General features: G+C 69.5%; 33 protein-coding genes and 1 tRNA gene. 16 read left to right on the top strand and 18 right to left on the bottom strand.

The features are described from left to right. Positions 1 to 108: 108 nt before the first annotated feature. Positions 109 to 182 (top strand) — tRNA-Leu (locus PV646_RS35865). 11 nt (positions 183 to 193) lie between these two features. On the opposite strand, the gene PV646_RS35860 is transcribed toward PV646_RS35865, so the two are convergent. Beyond that, positions 194 to 1,282: an ATP-binding protein gene (locus PV646_RS35860; protein ID WP_500346750.1), complete on the bottom strand. Its 1,089-nt coding sequence runs from the start codon at positions 1,280 to 1,282 to the stop codon at positions 194 to 196. 349 nt (positions 1,283 to 1,631) lie between these two features. Between PV646_RS35860 and PV646_RS35855 the strand changes: the two genes are divergently transcribed. Continuing rightward, entirely contained in the window at positions 1,632 to 2,246 is a 615-nt protein-coding gene (locus PV646_RS35855; protein WP_500346749.1) for a DedA family protein, read from the top strand. A gap of 792 nt (positions 2,247 to 3,038) precedes the next feature. Here the strand turns inward: PV646_RS35855 and PV646_RS35850 are convergent. Continuing rightward, positions 3,039 to 4,085 carry an FAD-dependent oxidoreductase gene (locus tag PV646_RS35850; protein ID WP_500346748.1) on the bottom strand — a complete coding sequence of 349 codons (1,047 nt, stop codon included), beginning with the start codon at positions 4,083 to 4,085 and terminating at the stop codon, positions 3,039 to 3,041. 94 nt (positions 4,086 to 4,179) lie between these two features. On the opposite strand from PV646_RS35850, the gene PV646_RS35845 reads away from it, so the two are divergent. The 5 genes from PV646_RS35845 to PV646_RS35825 all read left to right on the top strand — a co-directional run bounded on the left by PV646_RS35845 (position 4,180) and on the right by PV646_RS35825 (position 7,943). After that, positions 4,180 to 4,932, top strand: a complete 753-nt coding sequence (locus tag PV646_RS35845) for a hypothetical protein (RefSeq protein WP_500346747.1) — start codon at positions 4,180 to 4,182, stop codon at positions 4,930 to 4,932. A gap of 7 nt (positions 4,933 to 4,939) precedes the next feature. Beyond that, positions 4,940 to 5,968: an LLM class flavin-dependent oxidoreductase gene (locus tag PV646_RS35840; protein ID WP_500346746.1), complete on the top strand. Its 1,029-nt coding sequence runs from the start codon at positions 4,940 to 4,942 to the stop codon at positions 5,966 to 5,968. 337 nt (positions 5,969 to 6,305) lie between these two features. Continuing rightward, positions 6,306 to 6,833 carry a hypothetical protein gene (locus tag PV646_RS35835; protein ID WP_500346745.1) on the top strand — a complete coding sequence of 176 codons (528 nt, stop codon included), beginning with the start codon at positions 6,306 to 6,308 and terminating at the stop codon, positions 6,831 to 6,833. Between the two features lie 21 nt (positions 6,834 to 6,854). Next, positions 6,855 to 7,322, top strand: coding sequence for a thioredoxin-dependent thiol peroxidase (gene bcp, locus PV646_RS35830; protein WP_360040176.1), 468 nt, complete (start codon positions 6,855 to 6,857; stop codon positions 7,320 to 7,322). 282 nt (positions 7,323 to 7,604) lie between these two features. Then, the gene (locus PV646_RS35825) at positions 7,605 to 7,943 is read left to right on the top strand and encodes a DMT family transporter (RefSeq protein WP_500346744.1); all 339 of its coding nucleotides are present in this window, start codon (positions 7,605 to 7,607) and stop codon (positions 7,941 to 7,943) included. A gap of 54 nt (positions 7,944 to 7,997) precedes the next feature. On the opposite strand, the gene rdgB is transcribed toward PV646_RS35825, so the two are convergent. Both rdgB and rph read right to left on the bottom strand, forming a co-directional pair. Continuing rightward, positions 7,998 to 8,597: an RdgB/HAM1 family non-canonical purine NTP pyrophosphatase gene (gene rdgB, locus PV646_RS35820; RefSeq protein ID WP_500346743.1), complete on the bottom strand. Its 600-nt coding sequence runs from the start codon at positions 8,595 to 8,597 to the stop codon at positions 7,998 to 8,000. After that, positions 8,594 to 9,358 carry a ribonuclease PH gene (rph, locus tag PV646_RS35815; RefSeq protein ID WP_500346742.1) on the bottom strand — a complete coding sequence of 255 codons (765 nt, stop codon included), beginning with the start codon at positions 9,356 to 9,358 and terminating at the stop codon, positions 8,594 to 8,596. Before rph ends, rdgB begins: the two co-directional genes overlap by 4 nt. 49 nt (positions 9,359 to 9,407) lie before the next feature. Here rph and PV646_RS35810 point away from each other — a divergent pair, with 49 nt between their 5' ends. Further along, complete coding sequence (locus PV646_RS35810) at positions 9,408 to 9,902, top strand: DUF2231 domain-containing protein (protein WP_500346741.1); 495 nt, start codon at positions 9,408 to 9,410, stop codon at positions 9,900 to 9,902. Here the strand turns inward: PV646_RS35810 and PV646_RS35805 are convergent. The 4 genes from PV646_RS35805 to PV646_RS35790 are packed head-to-tail and all read right to left on the bottom strand — an operon-like array spanning position 9,860 to position 12,417. Then, positions 9,860 to 10,276, bottom strand: coding sequence for an OsmC family protein (locus tag PV646_RS35805; RefSeq protein ID WP_500346740.1), 417 nt, complete (start codon positions 10,274 to 10,276; stop codon positions 9,860 to 9,862). The two genes, PV646_RS35810 and PV646_RS35805, sit on opposite strands and share 43 nt — an antisense overlap. After that, positions 10,273 to 11,040 carry an MBL fold metallo-hydrolase gene (locus tag PV646_RS35800; protein ID WP_500346739.1) on the bottom strand — a complete coding sequence of 256 codons (768 nt, stop codon included), beginning with the start codon at positions 11,038 to 11,040 and terminating at the stop codon, positions 10,273 to 10,275. The genes PV646_RS35805 and PV646_RS35800 overlap by 4 nt, the downstream gene beginning before the upstream one ends. Before the next feature lies 1 nt (position 11,041). Next, positions 11,042 to 11,809, bottom strand: a complete 768-nt coding sequence (gene murI, locus PV646_RS35795; protein ID WP_500346738.1) for a glutamate racemase — start codon at positions 11,807 to 11,809, stop codon at positions 11,042 to 11,044. Then, positions 11,806 to 12,417: a rhomboid family intramembrane serine protease gene (locus tag PV646_RS35790; protein WP_500346737.1), complete on the bottom strand. Its 612-nt coding sequence runs from the start codon at positions 12,415 to 12,417 to the stop codon at positions 11,806 to 11,808. Before PV646_RS35790 ends, murI begins: the two co-directional genes overlap by 4 nt. Positions 12,418 to 12,450: 33 nt before the next feature. Between PV646_RS35790 and PV646_RS35785 the strand changes: the two genes are divergently transcribed. Then, positions 12,451 to 13,311 carry an SMP-30/gluconolactonase/LRE family protein gene (locus PV646_RS35785; RefSeq protein WP_500346736.1) on the top strand — a complete coding sequence of 287 codons (861 nt, stop codon included), beginning with the start codon at positions 12,451 to 12,453 and terminating at the stop codon, positions 13,309 to 13,311. Between the two features lie 152 nt (positions 13,312 to 13,463). Here PV646_RS35785 and PV646_RS35780 read toward each other — a convergent pair whose 3' ends face one another. The 3 genes from PV646_RS35780 to PV646_RS35770 are packed head-to-tail and all read right to left on the bottom strand — an operon-like array spanning position 13,464 to position 15,137. Next, entirely contained in the window at positions 13,464 to 14,414 is a 951-nt protein-coding gene (locus PV646_RS35780) for a PLP-dependent cysteine synthase family protein (protein ID WP_500346735.1), read from the bottom strand. Positions 14,415 to 14,422: 8 nt separating this feature from the next. After that, the gene (locus PV646_RS35775) at positions 14,423 to 14,695 is read right to left on the bottom strand and encodes a MoaD/ThiS family protein (RefSeq protein ID WP_500346734.1); all 273 of its coding nucleotides are present in this window, start codon (positions 14,693 to 14,695) and stop codon (positions 14,423 to 14,425) included. 31 nt (positions 14,696 to 14,726) lie between these two features. Then, positions 14,727 to 15,137, bottom strand: coding sequence for a M67 family metallopeptidase (locus tag PV646_RS35770; RefSeq protein WP_268241277.1), 411 nt, complete (start codon positions 15,135 to 15,137; stop codon positions 14,727 to 14,729). A 78-nt stretch (positions 15,138 to 15,215) separates the two neighbouring features. Between PV646_RS35770 and PV646_RS35765 the strand changes: the two genes are divergently transcribed. Next, positions 15,216 to 15,635 (top strand): SRPBCC family protein, encoded by a 420-nt coding sequence (locus PV646_RS35765; RefSeq protein WP_500346733.1) that lies wholly within the window; start codon positions 15,216 to 15,218, stop codon positions 15,633 to 15,635. A gap of 46 nt (positions 15,636 to 15,681) precedes the next feature. On the opposite strand, the gene PV646_RS35760 is transcribed toward PV646_RS35765, so the two are convergent. Genes PV646_RS35760 through clpS form a run of 3 tightly spaced genes read right to left on the bottom strand, consistent with a single transcriptional unit; the run spans position 15,682 to position 17,452 of the window. Then, on the bottom strand, positions 15,682 to 16,593 hold the full coding sequence (locus tag PV646_RS35760; RefSeq protein ID WP_500346732.1) for a P1 family peptidase: 912 nt from the start codon (positions 16,591 to 16,593) through the stop codon (positions 15,682 to 15,684). Further along, positions 16,590 to 17,147 carry a DUF2017 domain-containing protein gene (locus tag PV646_RS35755; protein WP_500346731.1) on the bottom strand — a complete coding sequence of 186 codons (558 nt, stop codon included), beginning with the start codon at positions 17,145 to 17,147 and terminating at the stop codon, positions 16,590 to 16,592. The genes PV646_RS35760 and PV646_RS35755 overlap by 4 nt, the downstream gene beginning before the upstream one ends. Then, positions 17,144 to 17,452 carry an ATP-dependent Clp protease adapter ClpS gene (gene clpS, locus PV646_RS35750; protein WP_500347067.1) on the bottom strand — a complete coding sequence of 103 codons (309 nt, stop codon included), beginning with the start codon at positions 17,450 to 17,452 and terminating at the stop codon, positions 17,144 to 17,146. Before clpS ends, PV646_RS35755 begins: the two co-directional genes overlap by 4 nt. 70 nt (positions 17,453 to 17,522) lie before the next feature. Here clpS and PV646_RS35745 point away from each other — a divergent pair, with 70 nt between their 5' ends. After that, on the top strand, positions 17,523 to 18,806 hold the full coding sequence (locus PV646_RS35745) for a nicotinate phosphoribosyltransferase (protein ID WP_500346730.1): 1,284 nt from the start codon (positions 17,523 to 17,525) through the stop codon (positions 18,804 to 18,806). Between the two features lies 1 nt (position 18,807). Continuing rightward, on the top strand, positions 18,808 to 19,347 hold the full coding sequence (locus tag PV646_RS35740) for an isochorismatase family protein (protein ID WP_500346729.1): 540 nt from the start codon (positions 18,808 to 18,810) through the stop codon (positions 19,345 to 19,347). A 4-nt stretch (positions 19,348 to 19,351) separates the two neighbouring features. Here PV646_RS35740 and PV646_RS35735 read toward each other — a convergent pair whose 3' ends face one another. The 4 genes from PV646_RS35735 to PV646_RS35720 all read right to left on the bottom strand — a co-directional run bounded on the left by PV646_RS35735 (position 19,352) and on the right by PV646_RS35720 (position 22,361). Then, positions 19,352 to 20,020 (bottom strand): hypothetical protein, encoded by a 669-nt coding sequence (locus PV646_RS35735; protein WP_500346728.1) that lies wholly within the window; start codon positions 20,018 to 20,020, stop codon positions 19,352 to 19,354. A gap of 122 nt (positions 20,021 to 20,142) precedes the next feature. Continuing rightward, positions 20,143 to 21,315 carry a non-hydrolyzing UDP-N-acetylglucosamine 2-epimerase gene (wecB, locus tag PV646_RS35730; RefSeq protein WP_500346727.1) on the bottom strand — a complete coding sequence of 391 codons (1,173 nt, stop codon included), beginning with the start codon at positions 21,313 to 21,315 and terminating at the stop codon, positions 20,143 to 20,145. A gap of 73 nt (positions 21,316 to 21,388) precedes the next feature. Beyond that, on the bottom strand, positions 21,389 to 21,580 hold the full coding sequence (locus PV646_RS35725; RefSeq protein ID WP_500346726.1) for an LAXTG motif-containing small protein: 192 nt from the start codon (positions 21,578 to 21,580) through the stop codon (positions 21,389 to 21,391). A gap of 16 nt (positions 21,581 to 21,596) precedes the next feature. Continuing rightward, a complete protein-coding gene (locus tag PV646_RS35720; RefSeq protein WP_500346725.1) occupies positions 21,597 to 22,361 on the bottom strand; it encodes a choice-of-anchor protein CoaP in 765 nt (254 codons plus the stop codon). Between the two features lie 295 nt (positions 22,362 to 22,656). Here PV646_RS35720 and xrtP point away from each other — a divergent pair, with 295 nt between their 5' ends. The 4 genes from xrtP (at position 22,657) to PV646_RS35700 (ending at position 25,888) form a co-directional block, all read left to right on the top strand. Continuing rightward, positions 22,657 to 23,175, top strand: a complete 519-nt coding sequence (gene xrtP, locus PV646_RS35715; protein WP_500346724.1) for an exosortase P — start codon at positions 22,657 to 22,659, stop codon at positions 23,173 to 23,175. Then, complete coding sequence (locus tag PV646_RS35710) at positions 23,172 to 24,542, top strand: XrtP-associated glycosyltransferase (RefSeq protein WP_500346723.1); 1,371 nt, start codon at positions 23,172 to 23,174, stop codon at positions 24,540 to 24,542. Before xrtP ends, PV646_RS35710 begins: the two co-directional genes overlap by 4 nt. A gap of 100 nt (positions 24,543 to 24,642) precedes the next feature. Next, entirely contained in the window at positions 24,643 to 25,215 is a 573-nt protein-coding gene (locus PV646_RS35705) for a biotin transporter BioY (protein ID WP_500346722.1), read from the top strand. 10 nt (positions 25,216 to 25,225) lie between these two features. After that, positions 25,226 to 25,888, top strand: coding sequence for a nucleotidyltransferase domain-containing protein (locus tag PV646_RS35700; protein WP_500346721.1), 663 nt, complete (start codon positions 25,226 to 25,228; stop codon positions 25,886 to 25,888). Positions 25,889 to 25,896: the final 8 nt, after the last annotated feature.

Raw genomic sequence — 25,896 nt, 5'->3', positions numbered from 1 at the left:
TGTCCTCCTAGCAGCGGTTCTGCCCGCAACCGTAGTGGACGGGCGGTGGCGGGGCTTCGCGCGACCCGGGAGAGCGAGTCCATGGACGGGCTATAGGCTTCCACCCGAGGGGTCGTAGCCCAATTGGCAGAGGCACTGGGTTTAGGTCCCAGCCAGTGGGGGTTCGAGTCCCCCCGACCTCATTGATCAGCGGTTATGAGTGACTCGCCGCGGGTGCTGCCCCGCGGCGGATCGCCTTCCCGGCCTGCTCCGCGAGCCGTTCCCTGCCGTAGAGCCGGACCGACTCCAGTTGCTCGAACCGGCCGGCTCCGGTGAACGTGAGCAGCGACTTGGTCACGAGCGCGGACAGCACCACCAGCACCCGGTCCGAGGGCAGGTCGCACGCCTGGACCGCGACGTCGAGCCCGAAGCCGCCGGACCCCTGCGAGATGCACCGGAACACGTGCTGTTCGTCAGCGCTCAGGTGGTCGTAGCTCCAGCCGATCGCGGCGCGCAGGCTCTGGTGTCGCCGGGCGGCGGTGCGGTTGCCGCGGTTGAGGAGTTCCAGGCGATCGTCCAGCCGCGCCAAGAGCTCCTTGACGGGCAACAGGGTCACGAGCCTCGCCGCGAGCTCGATGGCCAGCGGGAGGCGGTCCAGCCGCGCGCACAGGGCGGCCAGCGCGTCCCGGTCGCCCAGCCGGAGCCCCACCTGGTTCGCACGGGCCCGGTCGGCGAACAGCTCCACCGCGTCCGTGATCGACAACGGCCGCACCGCGAACAACACCTCGCCGGGCACCCGCAGCGGTTCCCTGCTGGTCGCGACGACCGTGAGCCCGGGACAACCGAGCAGCAACGGCTCCAGCAACGCCGCGCACCCCGCCGCGACGTGCTCGCAGTTGTCCAGCACGAGCACCGTCTCGCGCCCCGCCAGCGCGCGCACCAGAGCGCTCAGCACGGGCTCCTCCGCGGGCTCGCCGAGCGCCACCGCGCACGCCCGCGCCACGTCCGTCACCGAGGCGAGCTCGACCCACGTCGCCCGATCCCCGGCGAACTCCTTGACCAGCCTGCTCTTCCCCACACCGGCCGGTCCGACGAGCGTGAGCACGCGCGTGCCGGCGATCCCGCCGAGACGGTCCAGTTCGGCGTCACGACCTATGAAACTGTCCAGTGCCGTAACGGGTTCGTTGACGCGCCGCCGGTAAGCCCGCTGCCGGCAGGCGTTCGAGCAGTACCGCGCATGCCTGCGCCGGGAGGTGGCGGTCGTGGTGCCGCAGTTCGCGCACGTCCCCACCTGGTCAGCCATCGAAATCCATCGTAGCCAAACGACCACACACCGGAAAGGCCTTTCCGGAACCTTGTGGACCAATGGCCCTTTCAGTCCTTTGTGGCCTGATCTTTGGATACCGTGATCCGCGCGCACGACCGCACGTTGCGACGATCAGGAAAAACGTTGCTTCGAAGTGAGGTGAGGACTCTCACGCCACACGTTCTGGCTGGTGACGGGTCCGCGTCCGCCGTAGTGCTTCTCAAGCCGGCGCAGGGGTTTCACAGCCCGTAAGGGTCATCACCGAGTAGAGGGTGAGGTTTACCCCACCCCAATCCTGCGGTTTCCCCCAATGTCCCCCGCCCGCCCCCTCCGTACCGTGGAACCCATGAACTTGGTCGACTGGGTCACCGACCTGATGCACACGGCCGGCGCACCCGGAGCGGCGTTGGCGATCGCGCTGGAGAACCTGTTCCCGCCCCTGCCCAGCGAGGTCTTCCTGCCCCTGGCCGGCTTCACCGCGGCCCAGGGCAAGATGGGCCTGCTCGACGCCATCGCGTGGACCACGCTGGGCTCGGTCGTCGGCGCACTGCTGCTGTACTGGGTCGGCGCCCTGCTGGGCCGCGACCGGGTCCGCCGCATCGCCGCCCGCATGCCCCTGGTCCGCGTGTCCGATGTGGACAGGACAGAGGCCTGGTTCCTGCGCAACGGCTACCGCGCGGTCTTCTTCGGCCGCATGATCCCGGTCTTCCGCAGCCTGATCTCGATCCCGGCCGGCGTCGAGCGCATGCGATTAGCACCGTTCCTCGCCTACACAGCGGCGGGCAGCCTGCTGTGGAACACGGCGCTGATCCTCGCGGGCTACCTGCTGGGCGACAACTGGCACCTCGTCGAGCAGTACGTGGGCATCGGCTCGAAGGTGGTCCTGGGCCTGGCAGTGGTGACCGCCGTGATCTTCGTGGCAACCCGCCTGTCGAAGAAGCGCACAAACTCCGGCGTCTAACCGCCCGCCGCCGCTCCCCGCGAGCGCTTAGGCCGAAGCCGAACACACGCAGCCGCCCACAGTTCGGGGCGCAGCTCGCACCGCGTCGCGCGTCCCGCCGAAGCCGCGCCATCCCCGGCGAAGCGACGGCCCCAATCCGCACCGCGCCCCTGAAGCTGACTCCGACCCCAGTCACACCGCCACCGCGGTCCACGCCCCCAGCGCCAGCCGCAGCCACTCCCCAACGCCAGCCGCGGATCCAGCCCCACCACACCCGCCGACGCCAGCCACGTCCCGACCCACCCAGCGTCAGCCATGCCCGCCAGCGCCAGCCCAGACCGCTAGCCCCGATCCGGCAGCCCCAGACGCGTCCCAGCCCAGCCGATCCACGCCCGACAGGGCCAGCCACGTCCCAGCCAGCCACCAGCCACACCCGCCGACGCCAGCCACGTCCCAACCCACCCAGCGTCAGCCACACCCGACAGCACCAGCCCAGCCCCGACCGCTGGCCCCGATCCGGCAGCCCAGCCGCGTCCCAGCCCAAGCGAGCCACACCCGCCAGCCCGAGCCACACCCGACAGGGCCAGCCACGCCCCCAGCCCCAGGCCGCTCCCGCCGGCCTCAGCCACACCTGAGAGCGCCGGCCGCGTCTCACCCCAGCCCAGCCACGCCGCCCGTCTCAGCCACACCCGACAGCGCCAGCCGCGTTCCAGCCCTACCCGCGTCCCAGCCCCCCAGCGGCTGCCCCAGCCACTCCGAATGCCGGCTGCGGACTCAGCCCCCGAACGTCCCGCCAAGCCCCGAACGTCCCACCTAGCCCGCGACCTCAAGCCTGCCCAGGTACCCCATCAACTCCCGAACCGCACTCCGCCCAGCCCGGTTGGCCCCGATGGTGCTGGCCGAAGGCCCATACCCCACAAGATGAATCCGCGGATCAGACACCACCCGAGTCCCGTCCACCTGAATCCCCCCACCCGAAGCCCGAAGGTGCAACGGCGCGAGGTGGTCCAGGTCGTGCCGGAACCCGGTGGCCCACAAGATGACGTCGGCGTCGAAGCGCTCCCCGGAAGCCCACTCGACACCGGACCGCGTGACCCGCTCGAACATCGGCTTGCGATCCAGCACGCCGGAAGCCAGGGCGGCGCGCGTCTCGTCGTTCAACGGCAGCCCGGTGACGCTGACGACGGAGCGTGGGATCAGGCCGGCGCGGACGCGTTCCTCGACCATTCCGACCACCCAGCGGCCGTAGTCCTCGGTGAACGGGCCCTCCCGCCACACCGGTTCATGCCGCGTCACCCAGCGGGTCTCCGCTGCGAGAGGAGCTAGTTCCATCAACAACTGCGTGGCCGAGGCGCCGCCGCCCACGACCACGACGCGCTTGCCTGCGAACTCGGCGGGGCCCTGGTAGTCGGCGGTGTGCAGCTGGCGGCCCTGGAACGTCTCCTGGCCCGGGTAGTACGGCCAGAACGGGCGCCGCCACGTGCCGGTCGCGTTGATCAGGCCGCGGGTGGACCAGGACCCGTCGGTGGTCTCGACCTTGAGCAGCGGGCCGTCGTCTACGACCTGGGTGACGTTCACCGGGCGTACGACGGGCAGGTCGAAGAGCTGTTCGTAGCGGGCGAAGTAGGACGGGATCGCCTCGTTGGCCCGTTCGTCGGGCGCTGGTTGCTCGAACGGCATGCCCGGGAGTTCGTGGATGCCGTGCACGGTCCGCATGCGCAGGCTCGGCCAGCGGTGCAGCCACGCGCCGCCGGGCGAGGTGTTCGCGTCCAGCACCACGTGGTCGACACCGCGCCGCTGCAAGAAGTACGAGGCGGACAGGCCCGCCTGTCCCGCGCCGATCACCACCACATCCGTCACATCACGAACAACGGAAGGAGACGACGAGTCCTTCTCACCTGTGACTCACAAAACATCGCACAAAAAGATCAGGTTGCCGCTAGCTTCCGGGGGCGTGCACCTAATTCTGACGATGGCGTTGCTCGCGGCCCCCGTGTCCACGACGGCGCCAGTCCTCGAACCGACGACCTCCTACGCGGTCTACGACCGGATCACGCACCAGGTGACCGGCCGTGACGTGCACAAACCGATCAGATCGGCCTCACTGGTCAAGATCCTGATCGCGATCGAGCAACTGGAGACGCGCGGCGACGACCCGCGCATCGAACCCATGCTGCGCGTCAGCGACGACTACGCGGCGAGTGAGCTGTGGGTGGAGAACGGGTGGGAGCAGCTCGTCGTGCGCACGGCCGAGCGGCTCAAGCTCGACGACACGCGGCCGCCGGAGAACCGCGGCATGTGGGGCTACACGGCGGTGAGTGCCTCGGACGTCGTGAAGATCTACCGGTACCTGCTGGAGAAGGCGAAGCCGAAGGTCCGGAACACGATCATGGGGCACCTGCACCGGGCCGAGAAGTGCGCGTCGGACGGGTTCGACCAATCGTTCGGGCTGCCGTCCGCCACGTGGAAGCCCGCGTTCAAGCAGGGCTGGTCGGGGTTCGGCGACCCGACGACGCCGTGTGTGAACCGCCCGCGGCCGCGCATCCAGTGGGACCTGGACACGAAGTCGCCGGCGCTGCACACGTCCGGGACGTGCTGGTTCAGCATCGTCGCGGTGCTCACGCTGCACCCGGAGGGCACGAGCTACGAGAAGGCCGGGAAACGAGTTACCCGGCTCACGGAAGAAGTCACGAAGTATCGGTGTTGATCGATGTATGAGCCGTCTGAGTGAGATCCCGCTGTCCGTACTCGACCTCGCGCCCATCACGTCGGGTTCGGACGCGACGACCGCGCTGCGGAACTCGCGGGAGCTCGCTCAGCAGGCCGAACGTCTCGGCTACCACCGCTACTGGTTCGCCGAGCACCACAACATGCCCGGCATCGCCTCGTCCGCGCCCGCTGTGCTGATCGGGCACATCGCGGACGCGACCCGGACGATCCGCGTCGGTTCGGGCGGCGTCATGCTGCCCAACCACGCTCCGCTGGTGGTCGCCGAGCAGTTCGGCATGCTCGAGGCCCTGCACCCCGGCCGCATCGACCTCGGCATCGGCCGCGCGCCCGGCACCGACCAGAAGACGGCGCGGGCGCTGCGGCGCACCGAGGCGGGTCTGTCCGCGGAGAACTTCCCGCAGGAGCTGACCGAGCTGATCAAGTACTTCGAGGGCACCGCCGAGCTCAACGCCGTGCCCGCCGCGGGCAACAAGCCGCCGATCTGGCTGCTCGGCTCGTCGGGCTACAGCGCGCAGGCGGCGGGCATGCTCGGCCTGCCGTTCGCGTTCGCCCACCACTTCAGCGCGCAGAACACACTGCCGGCGCTGGAGCTGTACCGGCGGCACTTCCGGCCGTCCGAGGTGCTCGATCAGCCCTACGCGATGGTGTGCGCCTCGGTGGTCGTCGCCGACACCGACGAGCACGCCCGCTACATCGCCGGCCCGGGAGCGCTCTCATTCGTGAAACTGCGCCAGGGTCGCCCGGAGCCGCTCGCGACTCCGCAGGAGGCCGCGGACTACCCGTACACCGAGATCGACGAGCTCGTGATCGAGGACCGCATGTCCAGCCAGATCATCGGGTCCCCCTCGACGGTCCGCTCCGGGCTGGACGAGTTGATGGAGTCGACGGCCGCCGACGAACTCATGGTGACGACCATCGTGCACGGGCATGATGACCGTCTGCGTTCGTTCGAACTCCTCAGCGGAGTGGCCGAACGGACGCCTTCCCTGGGCCGTTCAGCCGCACATACGTGAGTCGGCCAGGCGTGACCTTCACGTTTCGTACGACTGACGCTGCTCTGAACGGGTGATAAACGGCTCCGCTTGTAGCGCGGGGCACACAGTGGGCGATGATCGGTGTGAGCGCGCACGCCCCCCGACGCGCTCCCTAGCGTGACCCGCGGCCTCGGCCGCACGGACGGCGTGGGGCCGGCGCACTCTGTGGCGCCGCCCACGCCGCCCATCACGAGTCGGCCACGTCCCGGCACCAGGTCCGCTTCAGAGGCCACTTTCGTTCGCACTTCCCTCTTCGGCACCGTCACAGTTGACGTGAGTCGCTCACACCCACCGCCGGGGTGGGAAAGGGGAGTTCGTGAAGTTCGCCAAAACGGCCGCGGGCCTGTGCCTGTTGCTGGCCGTGGCGGGATGTGCGGGCCCCAGTGTCGCCGTCACCCCCGACGAGAACCTGACGGTCGAGCAGCGAGCCGAGACGCCGAGCGCGTCCGGTGCCGCCGCCTTCGGCACGCAACGCGTGTGGGCCTCGGGCCTGTCCGTCGTGGTCTCCGCCCCACGCTCCCTCGCACCGTCCGAGACGGCGATCCCCAAGGCCGCGCGCACAGCGGTCTTCACGATCACCGTCTACAACGGCTCCAAGGCGCCCTACCAGTCCTCTCAGCTCGCCGTGCGCGCGACGGCGGACGGGGAACCCGCCGCAGAACTGGTCGACTCCGTGCAGGGCCTCAACGGCCTCGCCGCGGCCGTGGCCGAACTCCCGCCGGGCCGCGACACGCAACTCCAGCTGGCGTTCGCGGTCTCCGAGGCACCGGTGCGCATGCAGCTGACCATCCAGCCGGGCGGACAGGGCCAGGACGCGCCCACCGTCTTCGAGGGCCAGGCCTAGCCCCCGGAATAGTCTCTGGGCATGACCAGTCGTCTCGAACCTGGTGACACCGCGCCCGCGTTCACGCTGCCCGACAGCGAGGGCAAGCCGGTGTCCCTGTCCGACTACCTCGGCAAGTCCGTGGTCGTGTACTTCTACCCGGCCGCGAGCACGCCGGGCTGCACCAAGCAGGCCTGCGACTTCCGCGACAACCTCGGCGTGCTCGCCGACTCCGGCTACGAGGTCGTCGGCATCTCGCCCGACAAGCAGGAGAAGCTCGCCAAGTTCCGCGACGCCGAAGGCCTGACCTTCCCGCTCCTCGGCGACCCGGACAAGAAGGTCCTCACCGAGTGGGGCGCCTTCGGCGAGAAGCAGAACTACGGCAGGACCGTCCAGGGCGTCATCCGCTCGACGTTCCTCGTCGGCCCGGACGGCAAGATCGTCAAGGCCATGTACAACGTCCGCGCCACCGGCCACGTGGCCAAGCTCCTGCGCGAACTCCCCGCTTGATTTCTCACTCGAGCGAGGCCGCCGTCGCTTTCACTGCGACGGCGGCCTCTTTTTCAGGTATGGTCGAACGGAGGGCGTGCAACAAAGCCGCCCCTGTTCCGGTGAGGGTGATACACCGTGTGTCGTTTGACGGCACCTAACGGCCCCGACATCCCGTCTGATTTCCTCTTGCGAGTCCACTTCCCCACGCGCGGCGGCTGACCAGGGCTTCAGGCCCCGAAGTCACCCGTTCTCTTCAACACGCACGCCTAGCGCTGCGTGCATTTCGTGCTGGGAAATTCAATGTTCAAGTGGATCCTGCTAGCCCTCGCCGTGGGCGCGGAAGTTTTCGCGACCCTGTGCCTCAAATACTCCGACGGCTTCACAAAACCCTGGCCGACAGCCGGTCTCGCGGCCGGTTTCCTCACGGCCCTCTACCTGGAATCACTGGTGATCAGAATGGGCGTCCCGGTGGCCATCACCTACGCCATCTGGGCCGGCGCCGGCATCGCCCTGGTGGCCATCACCAGCCGAGTCCTCTTCGCCGACCCGCTGAACCTCGCGATGCTCGGCGGCATGGCTCTCATCGCCGCGGGCGTCTGCGTCGTGTCGGTGGCCTCGCACGCCCAGGCGGCCGTCTGATCGCGGCGCCGGGACCGATGACCTCGGTCCCGGCGCGGCGATCAAGTGGTGGAACTAGACCAGCTTGCGCAGGTGCGGAACCAGGAGCTTGAGGGCGCGGCCCCGATGGGACTCCGCGTCCTTCTCCTCCGCCGTCATCTCCGCCGAAGTGACCTCGTACCCCTCGGGCACGAAGATCGGGTCGTAACCGAACCCGTTGGTCCCACGGCGTGCCCGCAACAACGTGCCACGCCACTCGCCGCGCACGACGACCTCTTCGCCACCGGGCACCACCAGAGCGACCACCGAGACGAATGCCGCACCACGGCGTTCGTCCGGCACGTCGCCCAACTGCCCGAGCAGCAGGTCGAGGTTCGCGTCGTCGTCCCCGTGCCGGCCGGACCACCGGGCGGACAGCACGCCGGGCATGCCGTTCAGCTCGTCGACGGCCAGACCGGAGTCGTCGGCGACCGACGCCAGACCGGTGGCGGCAGCGGCGTCACGGGCTTTCGCCAGCGCGTTGCCTTCGAAGTCCGGCGCGGTCTCGGGCGCTTCCGGGAACTCCGGCACGTCCGAGAGCGACAGCACCTCGATGCCGTCCAGCGATTCCGACACCACGATGCGCTGGAGTTCGCGAAGCTTCTTCGCGTTGCGGGAAGCCAGGAGCAGCTTCATCGCTTGCTCGCCTTGGGCTCCGGCAGGATGCCGGGATACGGCGCGGAGAGCGCCTCGGCCTGGAGGCGGTTCAGCTCCGCACAGCCCTGCAGGGCGATGTCCAGCATGCGATCCAAAGTGGACCGGGCGAACGTCGCGCCCTCGCCGGTGCCCTGGACCTCGATCAACGTGCCCGCGTCGGTGGCGACGACGTTCATGTCGACCTCGGCGCGCGAGTCCTCCTCGTAGGGCAGGTCCAGCCGGACCCGGCCGTCCACGACACCGACCGAGATGGCGGAGACCGCGCACGACAGCGGCGACGGGTCGGCCAGGCGGCCTGCCGCACCGAGGTACGTCACCGCGTCGGCCAGTGCCACGTAGGCGCCGGTGATCGCGGCCGTGCGGGTGCCGCCGTCGGCCTGGATGACGTCGCAGTCGATGACGATGGTGTTCTCACCCAGAGCCGCGAGGTCGATGCAGGCACGAAGAGAACGGCCGATCAGGCGCGAGATCTCGTGCGTCCGGCCGCCGATGCGGCCCTTCACGGACTCGCGGTCGCTGCGGCTGTGCGTGGCTGAGGGGAGCATCGCGTACTCAGCGGTCACCCAGCCGAGGCCGGAACCCTGGCGCCACCGGGGGACGCCTTCGGTGACACTCGCGGCGCACAGCACGCGGGTGTTCCCGAACTCGATCAGGACCGAGCCCGCGGGCCAGGTCTGATATCCACGCGTGATCCGGATGTCACGCAACACGTCGTCGTTTCGGCCGTCGCTTCGCACCACGGCGCCTACCCTAATGAACCCTGCGGAGCGCCATGGCGTAGGGAGAGACATGCTGACGATCGACGGTATTCCGATCCACCCGTTGCTGGTGCACGCGGTGGTCGTCCTGCTCCCTCTCGCGGCCCTCGGCTCGGTGGCGATCGCGCTGGTCCCGGGCTGGCGGCGCAAGTACGCGTGGCCGGTTCTGGGGGTCACGCTGGCCGGTGTCGCGGCGGTTCCGGTGGCCAAGCAGGCCGGTGAGGACCTCCAGGCGGCACTGGCGAGCAACGGCGTGCAGAACCCCGCCATCCAGACGCACGCGGACCTCGGCACCATGCTGCTGCCCATCGCGCTCGGGTTCGGCGTCGCGGTGATCGCGCTGCTGGTCGCGGGCCGGCTCGCGGACCGCGAACGCCAGGCGGAGGCACCCACCACGAAGACGTGGCGGGTGATCTCAGTCGTGGTGTCGGTGCTGGTGGTGCTGCTCGCGATCGGGACGACGGTGCAGACCGTGCGCGCCGGTCACAGCGGGTCGGGTGCCGTCTGGAGCGGCGTCGGGAGCTGAAGCGGCGCCGTCGCCGACTGCTTCAACGTCCGCGTGACCGTGCAGAACTGCTCCACGGCACGCCGGACGACGGTTTCCAGCGCCTCGACGTCCTCCACGGCGGACAGGTCGTACGAGAGCGTCACGGGGATGGAGATCACCTCGTTGCCGCTCTCGGACTGGACCGCGTCCGCCTCGGCTGTCAGCCGGTCGCTGCCCGTCCGGCGCAGGATCAACGTCTCCGACGTGACCATGGCGCACCCGGCGGCGGCCGCGACCAGCAGTTCGACCGGGCTGAACGAGCCCTCCTGGCCCTTGCGGCCGATCTTCACCGACGCACCGCGCCCGTTGGTGGCGACGAACTCGTGCTCGCCGACGCGCTCCAGGTTGATCATGTCCGCTCCCCCACCTCGTACCGGCCGCCCTGCACGACCAGCTCACTGGGCCCGGCGAACGCCGACCGGGCCTCCCCCAGCACGTCCTCGCGCGACGTCCACGGCGGGACGTGCGTGATCAGCAGCCGCCCCGCCCCGGCCCTGCCGGCCAGCTCACCCGCCTCGCGTCCGGACAGGTGCAGGTCGGGCTGCCGGTCCGGGGCGTGCGTCCAGCTCGCCTCGCTCAGCAGCACGTCGGCGCCCGCGGCCAGCTCGTCCAGGGCGGCGCACGGCCCGCTGTCCCCCGTGTAGACCAGCGTCGCGCCGCCGTAGGAGATCCGGAACCCGTAGGCCTCGCAGGGATGAGCCACCACGGCGGAGTCCACTGTGAACGGTCCGATCTCCACGCGCGAACCCAAGCCGTGGAACGAGAACACGTCGCTGAAGTCGAGCGACGAGCGCTCGGCGGCGTTCGGCGCGTAGGACGCGATGAACCGCGAGTGCGCCTCTGCGGGCGCGTGCACCGGCAACGGGCCAGAAGGCGGCGACGGGTGGTACTTCCGCGCCACGTAAAGGGAAGACACGTCGACGCAGTGGTCCGGGTGCAGGTGGGAGAGCACCAGCGCGTCCATCGAGAACAGTTCCCGCTCCTCCTGGAACCGCGAGAGCACCCCGTTGCCGAACTCCAGCGCGAGCGTGAACCCCTCCGCCTCCACCAGGTATCCCGACGCCGCCGCGCCGGGTCCGGGGATGCTGCCGGAGCAGCCGAGCACGGTCAGCAGCACATCAGCCCCACTGTTCGAAGGTCGGCAGGAAGCGGGAGGCGAGCTTCGCGAACCGTTCCGGCGGGCCGGTGCACGTCACCCGGTGCACGGCCGGGCCGGAGGTGGCGAACTCGTCGCGCTCGGTCAGCAGCCGCACGACGTCCTTCACGGTCTCCTCGGCGCTCGACACCAGCGTCACGTGCTGACCCATGACGATCTGGATCACACCGGTCAGCAACGGGTAGTGCGTGCAGCCCAGCACGACCGTGTCGACATCGGCGCGCTGCAACGGTTCCAGGTAGGCCTGCGCCAGCCCGAGCACCTGCCGCCCCGAGGTGATGCCGCGCTCCACGAAGTCGACGAACCGCGGGCACGCCGCCGCCGTCACCGTCACGTCGCGCGCGGCCTGGAACGAGTCCTGGTAGGCGTGCGAGTTGATCGTGCCGACGGTCGCGATCACACCGACGCGGCCGGACCGGGTGGTCGTCACCGCCCGCCGCACCGCTGGGAGGATCACCTCGACCACCGGCACGTCGTACCGCTCACGGGCGTCGCGGAAGCAGGCGGCGGACGCGGTGTTGCACGCGATCACGAGCATCTTCGCGCCCTCGTCCACGAGCCGGTCGCAGACCTCGAGCGCGTGCTTGCGGGCCTGCGCGATCGGCAGCGGCCCGTAGGGACCATGAGCCGTGTCGCCGATGTAGTGGATCGACTCGCCCGGCAACTGGTCCATGATCGCGCGGGCGACCGTGAGGCCGCCGACGCCCGAATCCATGATCCCGATCGTCACGCCGTGAATGTAGCCGGTGTTGTAGTGCGCCGGTTGTCGCGGGAAACACCCCACGCAGCCAAAACGCCGCCGATTGCGCCGAACAGGTGGCCTTCCCAGGACACTCCCGGCTGGCCCGGCAGCACGCCCCACAGCGCGGCGCCGTAGAGCGCGAACACGCCGACCGCGATCACCAGTTGCAGCCACGAGCGCGCGAAGACCCCGCGCACCAGCAGGAAGGCGAGGAACCCGAACACCAGTCCGGACGCGCCGATGTGGCTGCCGGGGCTGCCGAACACCCACACACCCAGCGCGGACGACAGCCAGATGACGGCGGTGACCTGGAAGAACTGCTTGAGTCCACCGGAGTTCGCGAGGAATCCCAGCAGCAGCAACGGAACGGCGTTGCCGGTGAGGTGGCTCCAGTCGCCGTGGATCATCGGCATCCAGAGCAGGTTGTCCCACTCGCCGAAGTCACGCGGCCGCACGCCGTCGTCCTCCAGCGAGCCGCCGGTCGCCACGTCGAACGCTTCGACGGCGTAGAGGAAGCCGACGAACCCCGCCACGACGAGCAACGACAGCACTGGATGCGGCGGTATTACCCGTTTCGCGAGCGCGGTGCGGTCCACAAGTCCAGGGTACGTGCAGATTAGGGTGGTTGGGTGTCGATCGAAGTAGCGGTACGCGCGTCAGCCCAACTGGGCGAGGGCCCCACGTGGGATCACGGCAGTTCCACGTTGCTGTGGGTGGACATCCTCGCCTCCGAGGTGCACCGGTACGCACCCGCGCGCGACGACGACGCGGTGCTCCCGGTGCCCCAGCACGTGGGCGCCGCCAAGCCGCGCGCGCAGGGCGGCATCGTCTGCAACCTGCGGGACGGCATCGCGCTGATCGACCGCGACGGCGCCAAGAGCTGGCTCGTCTACTGGGCTCGCGAGGGTGTGCGCGGCAACGACGCGGGCATCGACCCGTCGGGCCGGTTGTGGGCCGGCACGATGCGCTACGACCAGGCCGCGGACGAGGGCTGGCTCGCCAGGATCACCGGCGACGGGTCCGCGAAGGTCATGGTGGACAAGGTGAACACGAGCAACGGCGTCGGCTGGAGCCCGGACGCGAAGCTCATGTACTTCATCGACACGCCGACCCGCCGCATCGACGTCCTCGACTTCGACAACGCCACCGGCACCGTCGCGAACCGCCGCCCGCTCACCCACGTCGGCCACACCGACGGCTGGCCGGACGGACTCACCGTGGACGCCGACGGCTGCATCTGGGTCGCGCTGTGGGGCGGGCACGCGGTGCGCCGCTACACGCCGGCCGGGGAGCTGGACCGCGAGATCAAGCTGCCGGTGGACAACCCGACCGCGTGTTGCTTCGGCGGTTCGGACTTCACGGACCTCTACGTGACGTCCGCGCGTGTCGGGTTGTCCGACCAGGCGTTGATGGAGCGGCAGTTGAACGGCTCCGTGCTGGTGCTGCCGGGCGTCGGCCAGGGCGTGCCGAGCGTCGCGTTCAACGGCTGAACCGGGTGTGCGACGAGGGCTGAGGCGGGTCCGGCACGAGAGCCGGAGCGGGTCCGGAACCTGCTGAGACAGGCTGACGCAGGCGTCCCCCCGAGCTGGGAACCCCTGCGTCACAACCTACTCGGCACCACCGACAAGATCGGCGGGCTGACTCACGCCCAGAGGTGGCCGTCGAGCCTGGCCGCCGCCTCGTCCAGCGTCCCGGCGTAAGCACCGGTGGACAGGTACTTCCAGCCCGCGTCCGCCACCACGAACACGATGTCCGCGGACTTCCCCGCCACCTCGGCCTTGGTCGCCACGGCCAGCGCGGCGTGCAGGATCGCCCCCGTCGAGATGCCGGCGAAGATGCCCTCGGTCTCGAGCAGCTGCCGGGTGCGGCGCAACGCGTCGTACGAGCCGACCGAGTACCGCCCGGTCAGCACCGACTCGTCGTACAGCTCGGGCACGAAGCCCTCGTCGAGGTTCCGCAGGCCGTAGACCAGCTCGCCGTACCGGGGTTCGGCGGCGATGATCTGCACGTCCGGCTTGGCCTCCCGCAGGAACCGGCCGACGCCCACCAGCGTGCCCGTCGTGCCGAGCCCGGCGACGAAGTGCGTGATGGTGGGCAGGTCGGCCAGGATCTCCGGGCCGGTGCCGCGGAAGTGCGCCTCGGCGTTCGCCGGGTTGCCGTACTGGTAGAGCATGATCCAGTCCGGGTTCTGCTTGGCCAGTTCCTTGGCCGTGGCGACGGCCTGGTTCGACCCGCCGGCTGCCGGGGAGAACACGATGCGCGCGCCGTACGCCTGCAGCAGCTGCTTGCGCTCGGTCGAGGTGTTCTCGGGCATCACGCACACCAGGCCGTAGCCCTTGAGCTTCGCGGCCATCGCCAGGGAGATGCCGGTGTTGCCGGACGTCGGCTCCAGGATCGTCGCGCCGGGACGAAGGATCCCGTCCCGCTCCGCCGCCTCGATCATGGCCAGCGCGGGCCGGTCCTTGATCGAGCCGGTCGGGTTGCGGTCCTCGAGCTTCGCCCAGATGCGCACGTTCTCGGACGGCGCCAGGCGGGGCAGGCCCACCAGCGGCGTGCCGCCGAGCGCGTCCAGGAGCGAGTCGTAGCGGGCCATGGGGAAGATCAGCCGCCCGCGACGGCCGGGAGGATGGTGACGTTGTCGCCGTCCTTGACCGCCGACTCGAGGCCACCGGAGAAGCGCACGTCCTCGTCGTTGACGTAGACGTTGACGAAGCGGTGCAGCACACCCTCCTTGACCAGGCGGGCCTTGAGGCCGCCGTGGTTGTTCTCCAGGTCGTCGATGACCTCGGCGAGCGTCGTACCGGCAGCGGACACCGACTTCTCGCCCCCGGTGTGGGTGCGCAGGATGGTCGGGATCGACACGGTGACTGCCATGGTGGTTCTACCTCCGGGAAACGGGTGCAACTCAGGATTCGATGATCTTGACCGGTTCCTCGGTCACGACACCGTCGACGATGCGGTACGACCGCAGCTCGTGCTCGATCGGGTCACGCGTGGAGACCAGCACGTAATGGGCTTCCGGCTCGCCCGCGAACGAGATGTCGGTGCGGGACGGGTACGCCTCCGTCGCGGTGTGCGAGTGGTAGATGACCACCGGCACCTCGTCGTTCGCGTCCATCCCGCGCCACACCTTGAGCTGCTCGGCCGCGTCGAACCGGTAGAACGTCGGCGACCGCTCCGCGTTCTCCATCTCGATGAAGCGCTCAGGGCGATCGGACCCGTACGGCCCGGCGATCACCCCGCACGCCTCGTCGGGATGGTCGCGGCGCGCGTGGGCCACCATCGCGTCCACCAGGTCACGGCGAATCACCAGCACGCGCTCAATCCTACGGGCTGGCGAAAGTTGTCTCGGTATGCGAGATAACAGCAGGTGTACCTGGTTTAACCTGGCCGGATGCGCTTCACGAAGGAGATCGTGCTCGACCAGCCGATCGAACGGGTGCGGGTGCTCACGTCCGACCCCGCCCACCTGCACCGCTGGCAGCCGGACCTGGTCAGCATCACCCAGCACGGCCAGACGCCGGGCGCGGCGGGCTCCACGGCGACGCTGACCTACCGCAGGTTCAAGCTCGAAGAGACCGTGCTGACCGCGAACGCCTACGAACGGATCTCCCGCTACGAGACGCGCGGCATGGTCCACACGATCGCCAACCGCTACTCGGTGCTCGACGACCGGCGCACTCTCCTGGTGTGCGAGAACGAGTTCCAGCTGTCCGGCCTGCTCAGGCTCGGCCGCAGGGTGCTGGAGAAGTCACTGCGCGAGCAGGTCGAACGCAACGTCGGCAACTTCAAGGCGTTCATCGACGCCGGCTGAGCACCACCACGACGGTGCCATCGGCCATGTCAGCCGGACACCCGACTCAGAGGTCGCGGAACGCCGTCACGCCGTTCGACGTCGTCGCCTCGCGCACACCGGACACCACGGCCTCGGCGAACATCTCGGCGGCGGCGGTGCACAACGCGTCCAAAGCGAACGCACGCGGTTCCGCGAGCGGCACGGCACCCGTGGCCAGCGCGAACACCGTGTCGCCGTCGAACATCGAGTGCGCGGGACGCACGGCGCGCGCCAGGCCGTCCTGCGCGGCCATCGCGAGCCGCTGACACTCCGCTTTGGACAGCTCCGCGTCCACCGCGACCACGCCGATCGTGGTGTTGAGGCCCTGGGGCTTGGCTTCGGGCAGCGCCACCGGGGACGTCCCGAGCGACGGCAGCCACGGCAGACCGGACGCGCGGTCGACGACCTCGCCGGACGCGTTCACCACGGCGAGCGCGCCGATCCGGTGCGCACCGACCGTGGCCGACGCGGCACCGATGCCACCCTTCAGAGAACCGACCCGCGCACCGGCGCCCGCACCGACGCAGCCCAGGTCGAAGGTCTCCGAGGCAGCCTCGCAGGCCGCGCGGCCGAACGAGGCGTCCGGCCGGTTGCCCCACTCCGACATCGGCAGGTCGAAGATCACCGCGCCGGGAACGATCGGCACGACGTGGTGCGGTTGCGCGCCGACCCGGAAGCCGATCGAGCGTTCCGAGAGCCAGCTCATGACGCCGTCGGCGGCCGCGAGCCCGTACGCCGACCCGCCGGACAGGCAGATCGCGTGCACCTGCTGGACCAGGTTCGACGGGTCCAGCAGGTCGGTCTCGCGAGTGCCGGGCGCACCACCGCGTCCGTCGACGGCACCGACCGCGCCCGTGGGCACCAGCACGACGGTCGTGCCCGTCGCCCAGCCCGGTTCGACGCGGTGGTGGTGGCCGACGAGGACACCGGGAATCACGGCAGCATCGCCTCGACCAGGGTGTCCTGCACCCAGGTCAGCCAGTGGTAGACGCCGAGGTGCGGTGACCTCGGGTCCTCCGGCGGCAGCTCGTCCGGCATGTCCTCGGTGACGTCCAGCGCCGTCCCGAGGGCCAGACGCACGTCGTTGAGCGACGCCATCCAGGCCTCGGCCTGCGCGATGGTCAGCCGGATCTCACCGCCGTCGGGCGAGCACGTCTGCAGCACGGTCTCGGCCGCGCCCGTCTTGTGGTCCAGAAGCTCCGGCTCGTGCAACGAGCGCAGCGCCGCCGCCGAGTTGACCTCGTCCGGGTCGGGCGCGTCGTCGTCGAGGCGGTGGAAGTCGGGCAGCAGCCTGCCGAGGATCGGATCGTCAGGAGCCTCCGACGAGCCCGTCCTGATGCCGGTCAGCTCCGCCAACTCGTCCTGGGGTGCTTCCTCGGCGCGCGCCAGCAGCATGTCCTGGATCTGGCTGACCAGACCGCGGACGACCGCGGCCTCCTGCCGATCAAGCCTGCCGACGACGACGTCGCCGTCGCGGATCCACCTCTTCACGAGGCCCGCTGCATGGTCGCCCAGAGCCCTGCCGCGTGGAGTTTCGCCACGTCGGCCTCCACCTTGTCCTTGGTGCCCGATGTCACGATCGCCTTGCCCTTGTGGTGCACGTCGAGCATCAGCTTGGTCGCATGGTCCCTGCTGAACCCGAACAGCTTCTGGAACACGTACGTCACGTAGGACATCAGGTTTACCGGGTCGTTCCAGACCACGGTCTGCCAGGGTCGGTCCTCGGCGGCGACTTCCTCACCGACGGCCTCCGGCTGCGTCCGTTCCTGTTCGACGGGCGTGGTCATACCGCCAATGGTGTCATGTTCGCCGCAGTGACGGAGACCGCGTGCGGGTAAACCGGATGCGACCTTAGGGTTGGCGACCATGAACTCGACGGCGTTGCTGACGGACCACTACGAGCTCACCATGCTCGCGGCCGCGCTGCGTGACGGTACTGGTGACCGTCCGTGCGTGTTCGAACTCTTCGCGCGCCGGTTGCCCAACGAACGGCGCTACGGCGTCGTCGCGGGAACGAACCGGCTGCTCGACGCGATCGCGGACTTCCGCTTCGGTGAGGAGGAGATCGACCAGCTGCGCCGCAACGCCGTGGTCGACGATTCCACCTTGGAATGGCTGGCGGACTACCGCTTCTCCGGGGAGATCGACGGCTACCCCGAGGGCGAGCTGTACTTCCCCGGTTCGCCGGTGCTGACGGTCCGCGCGTCGTTCGCCGAGGGCGTCGTGCTGGAGACGCTCGCGCTCTCGATCCTCAACCACGACAGCGCGATCGCGTCCGCCGCCGCTCGCATGGTGACCGCCGCGAACGGCCGTCGCATGATCGAGATGGGCTCGCGCCGCACGCACGAGGAAGCCGCCGTGGCGTGCGCCCGTGCGTCTTATCTGGCGGGCTTCACGGCGACGTCCAACCTGGAAGCCGGGCGCAGGCACGGCATCCCCACGGCCGGCACGTGCGCGCACGCGTTCACGTTGCTGCACGACACCGAGGAAGAGGCGTTCCGCAGCCAGGTCGAGGCACTCGGCGCCGGCACGACGTTGCTGGTCGACACCTACGACATCACCGAGGGCATCAAGACGGCCGTCAAGGTCGCCGGCCCCGACCTCGGCGCGATCCGGATCGACTCGGGCGACCTGGGTGTGCTCGCCCGCCAGGCCCGCGACCAGCTCGACTCGCTGGGCGCCCGCACCACCCGGATCGTCGTGTCCGGCGACCTGGACGAGTACTCGATCGCCGCCCTGCGCGCCGAGCCGGTGGACGCGTACGGCGTCGGCACGTCGGTCGTGGTCGGGTCCGGCTCACCGACCGCGGGCATGGTTTACAAGCTGGTCGAGGTCGACGGCAGGCACGTCGAGAAGCGCAGCACGTCGAAGCAGTCGCGCGGCGGCTGGAAGAAGGCGTTGCGGCGCCACAAGGACACGGGCACGGCGCTGGAGGAGGTCGTGTTCCAGGCCTCGGCGCAGCCCGAACTCGGCCCGCACGACAGGCTCGTGCAGATCCCGCTGATGCGGAGTGGCAAGGTCACCGACGAGGTACCCACGCTGGAGCAGAACCGCGAACGCCTGCGTGCGGCGCTGGTGAGCGTGCCGTGGGAGGGCCTCAAGCTCTCGCGCGGCGAGCCCGCGATCCCGACGATCTACCTGGAGAGCTGACATGACCAAGGCACTGATCGTCGTCGACGTCCAGAACGACTTCTGCGAGGGCGGCTCGCTGGCCGTCGCCGGTGGCGCGGCCGTCGCCGCGGCCATCTCGCAGCACATCGCCACCTCGGCGTACGACCACGTCGTGGCGACGCGGGACTACCACGTGGACCCCGGCGAGCACTTCTCGCTGACGCCGGACTTCATCGACTCGTGGCCCGTGCACTGCGTGGCGGGCTCGCCCGGGGCGTCGTTCCACCCGGAGCTCGACGTGTCGGGGATCGAGCAGGTCTTCTCGAAGGGCCGCTTCGCCGCCGCCTACTCGGGTTTCGAGGCCGAGAACGACCTCGCGGGCTGGCTGACCGGCAAGGGTGTGACCGAAGTGGACGTCGTCGGCATCGCGACGGACCACTGCGTGCGCGCCACGGCCCTCGACGCGCACCGCAACGGCTTCCGCACGAGGGTGCTCGTCGACCTCACCGCCGCCGTGGCGCAGACGACCCGCGACGCCGCCGTTGAAGAGCTGCTCGCCGCGGGTGTCGTCGTCTCCTGAGGGCCTACGGGGTCGGTGAGCAGGCCACCGTGCCGACGGTGATGCTGCCGGTGTAGCCGGACGACGGTTCGAAGGTGATCTTCAACAGCGTCATCGCGATGCTGCCGTCGTTCGGCACCGGGAACACCGTGTCGGTGAACTTGACCTTGGCGAGCACGTTTCCGTTGCTCGCCTTGACGTCGTGCACGTAGCCGGACGGGATGTCCTGCGGCAGCCCGGTCCACCCGGACATGCCCTTGAGCTCCCAGCCGGCCGACGTGCCCTTCTCGTCGGCGTCGCAGTTGATCGACCACGAGGCGATCTTGAGCCGCGGTCCCTTCTGCCCACCGGACAGGCCGGCGAGCGCGGACAGGTCGAAGCCCGTGCCCTTCGCGACCGACTTCGTCCTGGTGAGGAACTCGGCCGGGTTCACCGCCTCGGTCGTGCAGGCGGAGCTGGTCTCGCCGATCTTCAGCCCGGTCCGGCTCACGGCCGGGCTGGAGCCGGTGACGGTGCCCGCCACGTCCGGGTTCACGTCGCACACCGCGAGCGGCGCGACCTTGAACGTCTGGCCCGCCTTCGCGAAGTCCGCGGCTCCCGACGACGCGGTGCCGGGCGGATTGGCCGCGAGTGCGGGGGCCGCGGTCGCGAACGTCAACGCGACCACAGCGCCTGCGATCGAGATATTGCGCATTTTTCGCATTGCCTGGATTCCCACCGCCCGATAATGGTTGTGATGCGCGGCGCTGATAACGGCTCGGCGCCTCATGTCACCCGTTCGTGAACGCAATTACCCGACCGAGTGACGGGACTTCGTCAGCGCACCCCGGCGAGCGTGGCGAACGGCTCCCGGCGCGGCAGGGCAGTGGGCAGGCCGGCCAGCCTTTCCAGTGCGGTGCACACCCGCACGGCGGCACGCCCGTCGCCGAACGGGTTGCGCCCCAGGGGAAGCCGCAGCCGGGAGCCGAGCACCCAGCCCGCCTCGGCGAGGATGCGGGTGGTGTCGGTGCCGACGAGCCAGGCGCACCCGGCGTCGACGGCGAGCATGCGTTCGGTGGTCTCGCGCAGCACCAGGACCGGCACGCCGAACGTGGGCGCCTCCTCCTGGATGCCACCGGAGTCGGTCAGCACGAGGGACGAGCGCCGCAGCACGCGCACCAGGTCCGGGTAGTCGAGCGGGTCGGTGATGACGACGCGTTCGTGGCCGCCCAGCAGCGACACGACCTGTTCGCGCACACCGGGGTTCGGGTGCGCGGGGATCAGCACGTGCAGGTCGGGGTGGCGGTCGGCGATGGAGCGCACGGCGTTGAGCACGCGCATCAAAGGCCTGCCCCACGACTCACGGCGGTGCACGGTGACGAGCATGAGCCGGCCGCCGGTGGCGTCCAGGGTCCGTTCGAGGGCCACGACGTCCGGGCTGGACGCGGGCAGGTTGGCCGCCGCGACGCGCTGCACGGCGTCGACGACGGTGTTGCCGGTGACGACGATGTGGCTGTCCGGCAACGACTCGGAGTTCAGCGCGTTCGCGGCGTCGTCGGTCGGCGCGAGGTGCAGCGAGGTGATGCGGGAGATCATCTGCCGGTTCCCCTCCTCGGGGAACGGGCCGTACAGGTCACCGGTCCGCAGACCGGCTTCGAGGTGCGCCACGGGGATGCCGCGCCAGAACGAGGCGAGCGCCGCGGCCAGGGTCGTCGTGGTGTCGCCCTGCACGAGGGTGACCGCCGGGGCGCGCTCCTCCAGCACGGCGTCGAACTCGGGCAGCAACCGGGAGACCAGTTCGGCCTGCGTACCGGTGGTGCGGGGGACGTCCAGCCGCAGGTCCGGCACCAGGTCGAAGGCCGCGAGGGCCTGCTCGACCATGCCGGAGTGCTGTCCGCTGTGGACGATCGTGGGCCGCAGGCCGGGGTGGCCCTTCAGGGCGATGGCGACCGGGGCGATCTTCAGTGCTTCTGGCCGGGTGCCGGCCACCAGCAGAACCTCTTTGCTCACCGTTGTCCTCTTCCTCGCAGGCGATCGGGGAGGTCCGTCCCGGGGCCGGGGGGTTACCCCGGGACGGACCATGTCAGCCGGCTCGATTCGGTCTGGTCTGGACGGGGACCACGCGCCGTCTCTTCCGCGCCGAGTGCAGGACGACCGCACCCGCGACGAGAAGGACGATTCCCGCGACGATCCACCACGTCACGTCCGCGCCGGTGACCGCGAGGGCACCCACGCCCGTGCCGACTCCGACGCCGGTACCAGGGACCTTGTACATCTGCCGTTCTCCTGGGTCAGGCCGCGTTCAGCGACGCGCGACGGCGCATCGCCACGAAGGCGACCGGAGCGGCGACGACACCGAGCAGGCCGAGACCGATCCACAGGCCCGCCCCCGACGCCATCGGGATGGGCAGGCCGGCGGGTCCGCACGTGGCGGACGAGATGATCACGTCACCGGTGCCGATGGAGCCGAGCACGCCCTGCAGCAGCTTGATGTGGATCGCGTTCACGGTGAGGCTGCCGTCGTTGTTCTTGATCTGCTCGTTGAAGATCACCTCGGCGATCTTGATGCCCGCGAGCTGCACGTCGAGCTTCGTGTTGGCCGCCGGGTCGGCGTTGACCTCGCCGAGCTTGCCGAGCTTCACGCCCGCGAGCTTGGTGGCGCCGGCCAGACCCTTCTGGGTCGCCGTGCACTCCGCCTCCACCAGTTCGGCGGAGATCTTGCCGGTGACCTTGGAGAGCAGGTCGACCCGGACGTCCGCGGTGCTGGCCCGCGAGTAGACGCCGCCGGAGTTCTCGTCCCGCGACGCCGAGGCGTTGATGAGACCGGTCTTGAGGATCCCGGTGAGGTCGACGCCTGCGAACGAGTTCCTGGTCGGGCCGTTCGCATTGGCTGCGGCGAACGGTTCCGCGTTGACCGCGGGGTTGCCGAGCAGCGTCACGTTGAGCTTCGCACCGTAAGCCGAGGCGTCCCCCGGAGCGGCAGAAGCGGGTGCGGCACCGACCAGGAGTGCGGTAATCGCGATGACTCCAGCCAGTCCCGTCATTCGGACACGCATGAAACTCCTTCCCTTGATTCCTCCGGCCCCAGGGCGCGTCGATACCAATCTGGTTTCACGCTTTCCGGGGGCAATTACCGGCATCGGCTTTCTTTCGAGGGAACTGAGGGTTACTCCCCGTATCGGGCGACACGACCACTCGACTTGCCCAACCGGGGCCACTCATCGTGGGGTTTTTGATCAATTTCCGGTTACGGCGTCACCCGATCCGGGGGTGAGGGATGACGTTGCGTCTACCGATGGAACGTCAAGTAGCCCGTCTGGGCGCTCCCTCATCGGTGGAAAGGATCTTCGGGTGACGCTTGCCGTGCGCCGCACCGCATTCCCGAGCCGGGTGACGGTGGTCGCCCTGCTCGTCGTAGCGGCGGGACTCGTGTTCGCACACCGCCTGTACCGCACGGCGGAGATCTCCCTGTCCGGCGCGATCCTGAGCGTCATCAGCTCCTACGGCGTGGACGTGATCCCCGAGCGCCAGACCGTCTACTTCGGACTGGGCTCGGACACCCCGCTGGGCCTGCGGATGACGCCGGAGTGCACGTCCGCGTTCCTGGTGCTGCCGCTGATCGTGGTGGGCGCGGTGATGATCGCGCTGCGGCCGCGCATCCAGAGCCGCGTGCTGTTCGCGCTGGGGGTCGCCGCGCTGGCCGTGGTGGTCGTGAACCAGTTCCGCGTGCTCACGCTGGTGGGCCTGGTGAACTGGCTCGGCGTCGACACCGGTTACTACTGGGGTCACACGCTGCTCGGGTCGATGGTGAGCGTGTTCGGTGGCGCGGCCGCGTTGGTCGCGTTCGTCTGGCTGGCCACGCGGAAGTGAGCCTCGACCTCGTCCTCGGGTTCACGCAGGCGCTCGCCCTGACGATGAGCGTCGCCTTCGTGACGTACGTGTTCGTGATCGTGATCCCGTACCTGCGGCGCAAACCCGCGCCCATCGGTGAGCCCTCGTCGCTGGAATGGCACTTCTTCGTGCCGTGCCGCGACGAGGAGGCCGTCATCGGTGACACGATCCGTTACCTGCGCACGACTTTCCCCATCGCGCACGTGTGGGTCATCGACGACGACTCCGACGACCGCACCGCCGGGGTTGTGCGGGCGTTGAAGCGCAACGGCGGTGTGCGGGACCCGCAGATCCATCTCGTGCAACGTCAACGCCCCTATGCCCGCACCGGCAAGGGCAACGCGCTGAACGACGCGTACCGCACGTTGAAGATGTGGATGGGCCGGCGTGCGGACGCCGACCGCGCGATCGTCGTGGTGGTCGACGCCGACGGCCGTCCCGCACCGAACTGCCTCGAAGTCTGTGCGGCACAACACCTCTTCGGCAACCCGCGGATCGGCGCCGTGCAGGTGGACGTGCGGATGATCAACGCGGGCCAGCGGCAGCCCGGTGTGACGCGGTGGCGGCGCGCGTTCGGTGCCGGACTCGTGCGGATGCAGGACCTGGAGTTCCGCACGGCCATCGCGGCGATCCAGATGTCCCGCGGTGCCACCGGCACGATCTCCATGGGCGGCAACGGGCAGTTCACCCGTCTGTCCGCTTTGGACTCGATCGCCGGGCCGACCGGATCGCCGTGGCGCGGTTCGTTGCTGGAGGACTTCGAGCTCGGCGTGCACCTGCTGACGGCGGGCTGGCACACCGGTTTCTCGTTGGACACGCACGTGAACCAGGAGGCGCTGTACTCGTTGCGCCGATTCCTGGCGCAACGCACGCGGTGGGGTCAGGGGACCATGCAGTGCATGCGTTACCTGCGGCGCATCTGGGACTCGGACCACCTGACCACGTTGGGTGCGGCGGAGATGATGTACTACCTCGCGCAACCGTGGATGCAGTTGCTGGGCACGCTGATCTACCCGATTCCGATGGCGATGATGGCGTACCGGTTCGCGGTGTCTCCTGGTGAGGTCGTGGCGTGGTTCTTCGACGGCGCCTGGATCCTGTTCACCGTGTACGGCGCGTTCGGGCTGATGCCGTTCGTGCTGTGGGGGCCGGTGTACCGCGCGCGCTGTGAACCCGTGAGCTTCTGGAAGTCCATTGCGTACGGGTTCGGTTACGCGCTGTACATCTACACCTTCTACATCACGTCGTGGCGCGCGTTGATCCGTTTGGTGCGAGGCAACAACGGTTGGACCAAGACGCGCCGCAACGAGGACCGAGTGGCGGGCAAGGTCGCCCTGGACGTCTGACCCTGGATGTGTGACCGGTCACTTTGTAGAGTTCGAACAAAGACGTTCTCCAGTCGGCGTGGTTAACCTCGGTTCACTCGATTCCGCCTGGGAGGGAACCGTGACTCTCGCACTCGCGCCCCGTCGCACCGTGCTCGCCGACTTCGTGCCGGGTGCCCTGGCCCGCGACCTGACGCTGGTCCTCGCCGGCGCCGCCTTCACCGGTCTCGCCGCACAGGTGGCGCTGCCGATCCCCGGCAGCCCGGTCCCGCTGACGGGCCAGACGTTCGCGGCCCTGCTGGTCGGCGCGTCACTCGGCTGGCAGCGCGGTGCCACCTCGATGCTGCTGTACCTGATCGCGGGCGTCGCGGGTGTGCCGTGGTTCCAGGGCGGCACGTCGGGCGTCCCGGTGTCGCTCGGTTACGTCGTCGGCTTCGTGTTCGCCGGTGCCCTGGTGGGGTACCTGGCCGGCCGGGGCGGCGACCGCACACCGTTGCGGACCGTGGGCCTGATGGCGCTGGGCAACCTGGCGATCTACTCCGTCGGCGTGCCGTGGCTGATGGCGGCGACCGGCATGTCGTTCGGCAAGGCACTGGCCGTGGGCGTGCTGCCGTTCCTGGTCGGGGACGCGCTGAAGATCGCCCTGGCCGCGGGTCTGCTGCCGGGAGCCTGGGCGCTCGTCCGGCGTCGGTAGCTTGGACCAGGTGGTGACACCTGGGGAGTACCTCTCGTTCTTGGATGCGCGCCTGCCCGGTCTCGTGGCAGGCGCGCATGTTTACGGGTCACGTGTGCTGGACGACGTCGTCGCCGACTCGGACCTGGACATCGTGATCGAGCTTTCTTCTGCTCGTGAGCTGCCTTCGTTCGACGGCGCCGATGTCGCGGTGGTGTTGGCGGGCTCGCTGGAGAAGCCCGTCTTCGACGTGACGCCTCTGGCCGGTGAGATCACTCCCGTGCTGTGGCAACAACTGCGGACCGTCGGTCAGACCGTGCGCGGCACACGTCCCACATGCCCTGGCACTGCTGTTGATGTCGAGGCGTACTGCCGCTCGAACCTCGTCAGCTACTGGAAGCTGGACTTCGACCGCTTTCGCTCGGTGGTTCCCACGCTGGACCCCGAAGCTCCCATTCCGCGCGAGACGCTGTTGTGGGTGGGCCTGGGCCCGGCCCGGCTGTGGCACACGATCCGGACCGGCGAGATCGTCAGCAAGTCCCGCGCGGGCGAACTGGTCGCCGCCCGCTGGCCCGACCTGCCGATCCTGGACCTGGTCGCCTCCCGCCGCGGCGCGGACGTCCCGCTGAAGGTCGCGCACGGCCTGGCGAGCCTCGAACTGTTCGATCGGATCATGGCCGACGTAACGACGTAGGCCCCGCG

This window comes from Streptomyces sp. ID05-26A (assembly GCF_033794685.1).
Taxonomy (GTDB): Bacteria; Actinomycetota; Actinomycetes; order Mycobacteriales; family Pseudonocardiaceae; genus Lentzea.
This window is presented reverse-complemented; position numbering and strand designations above follow the sequence as displayed.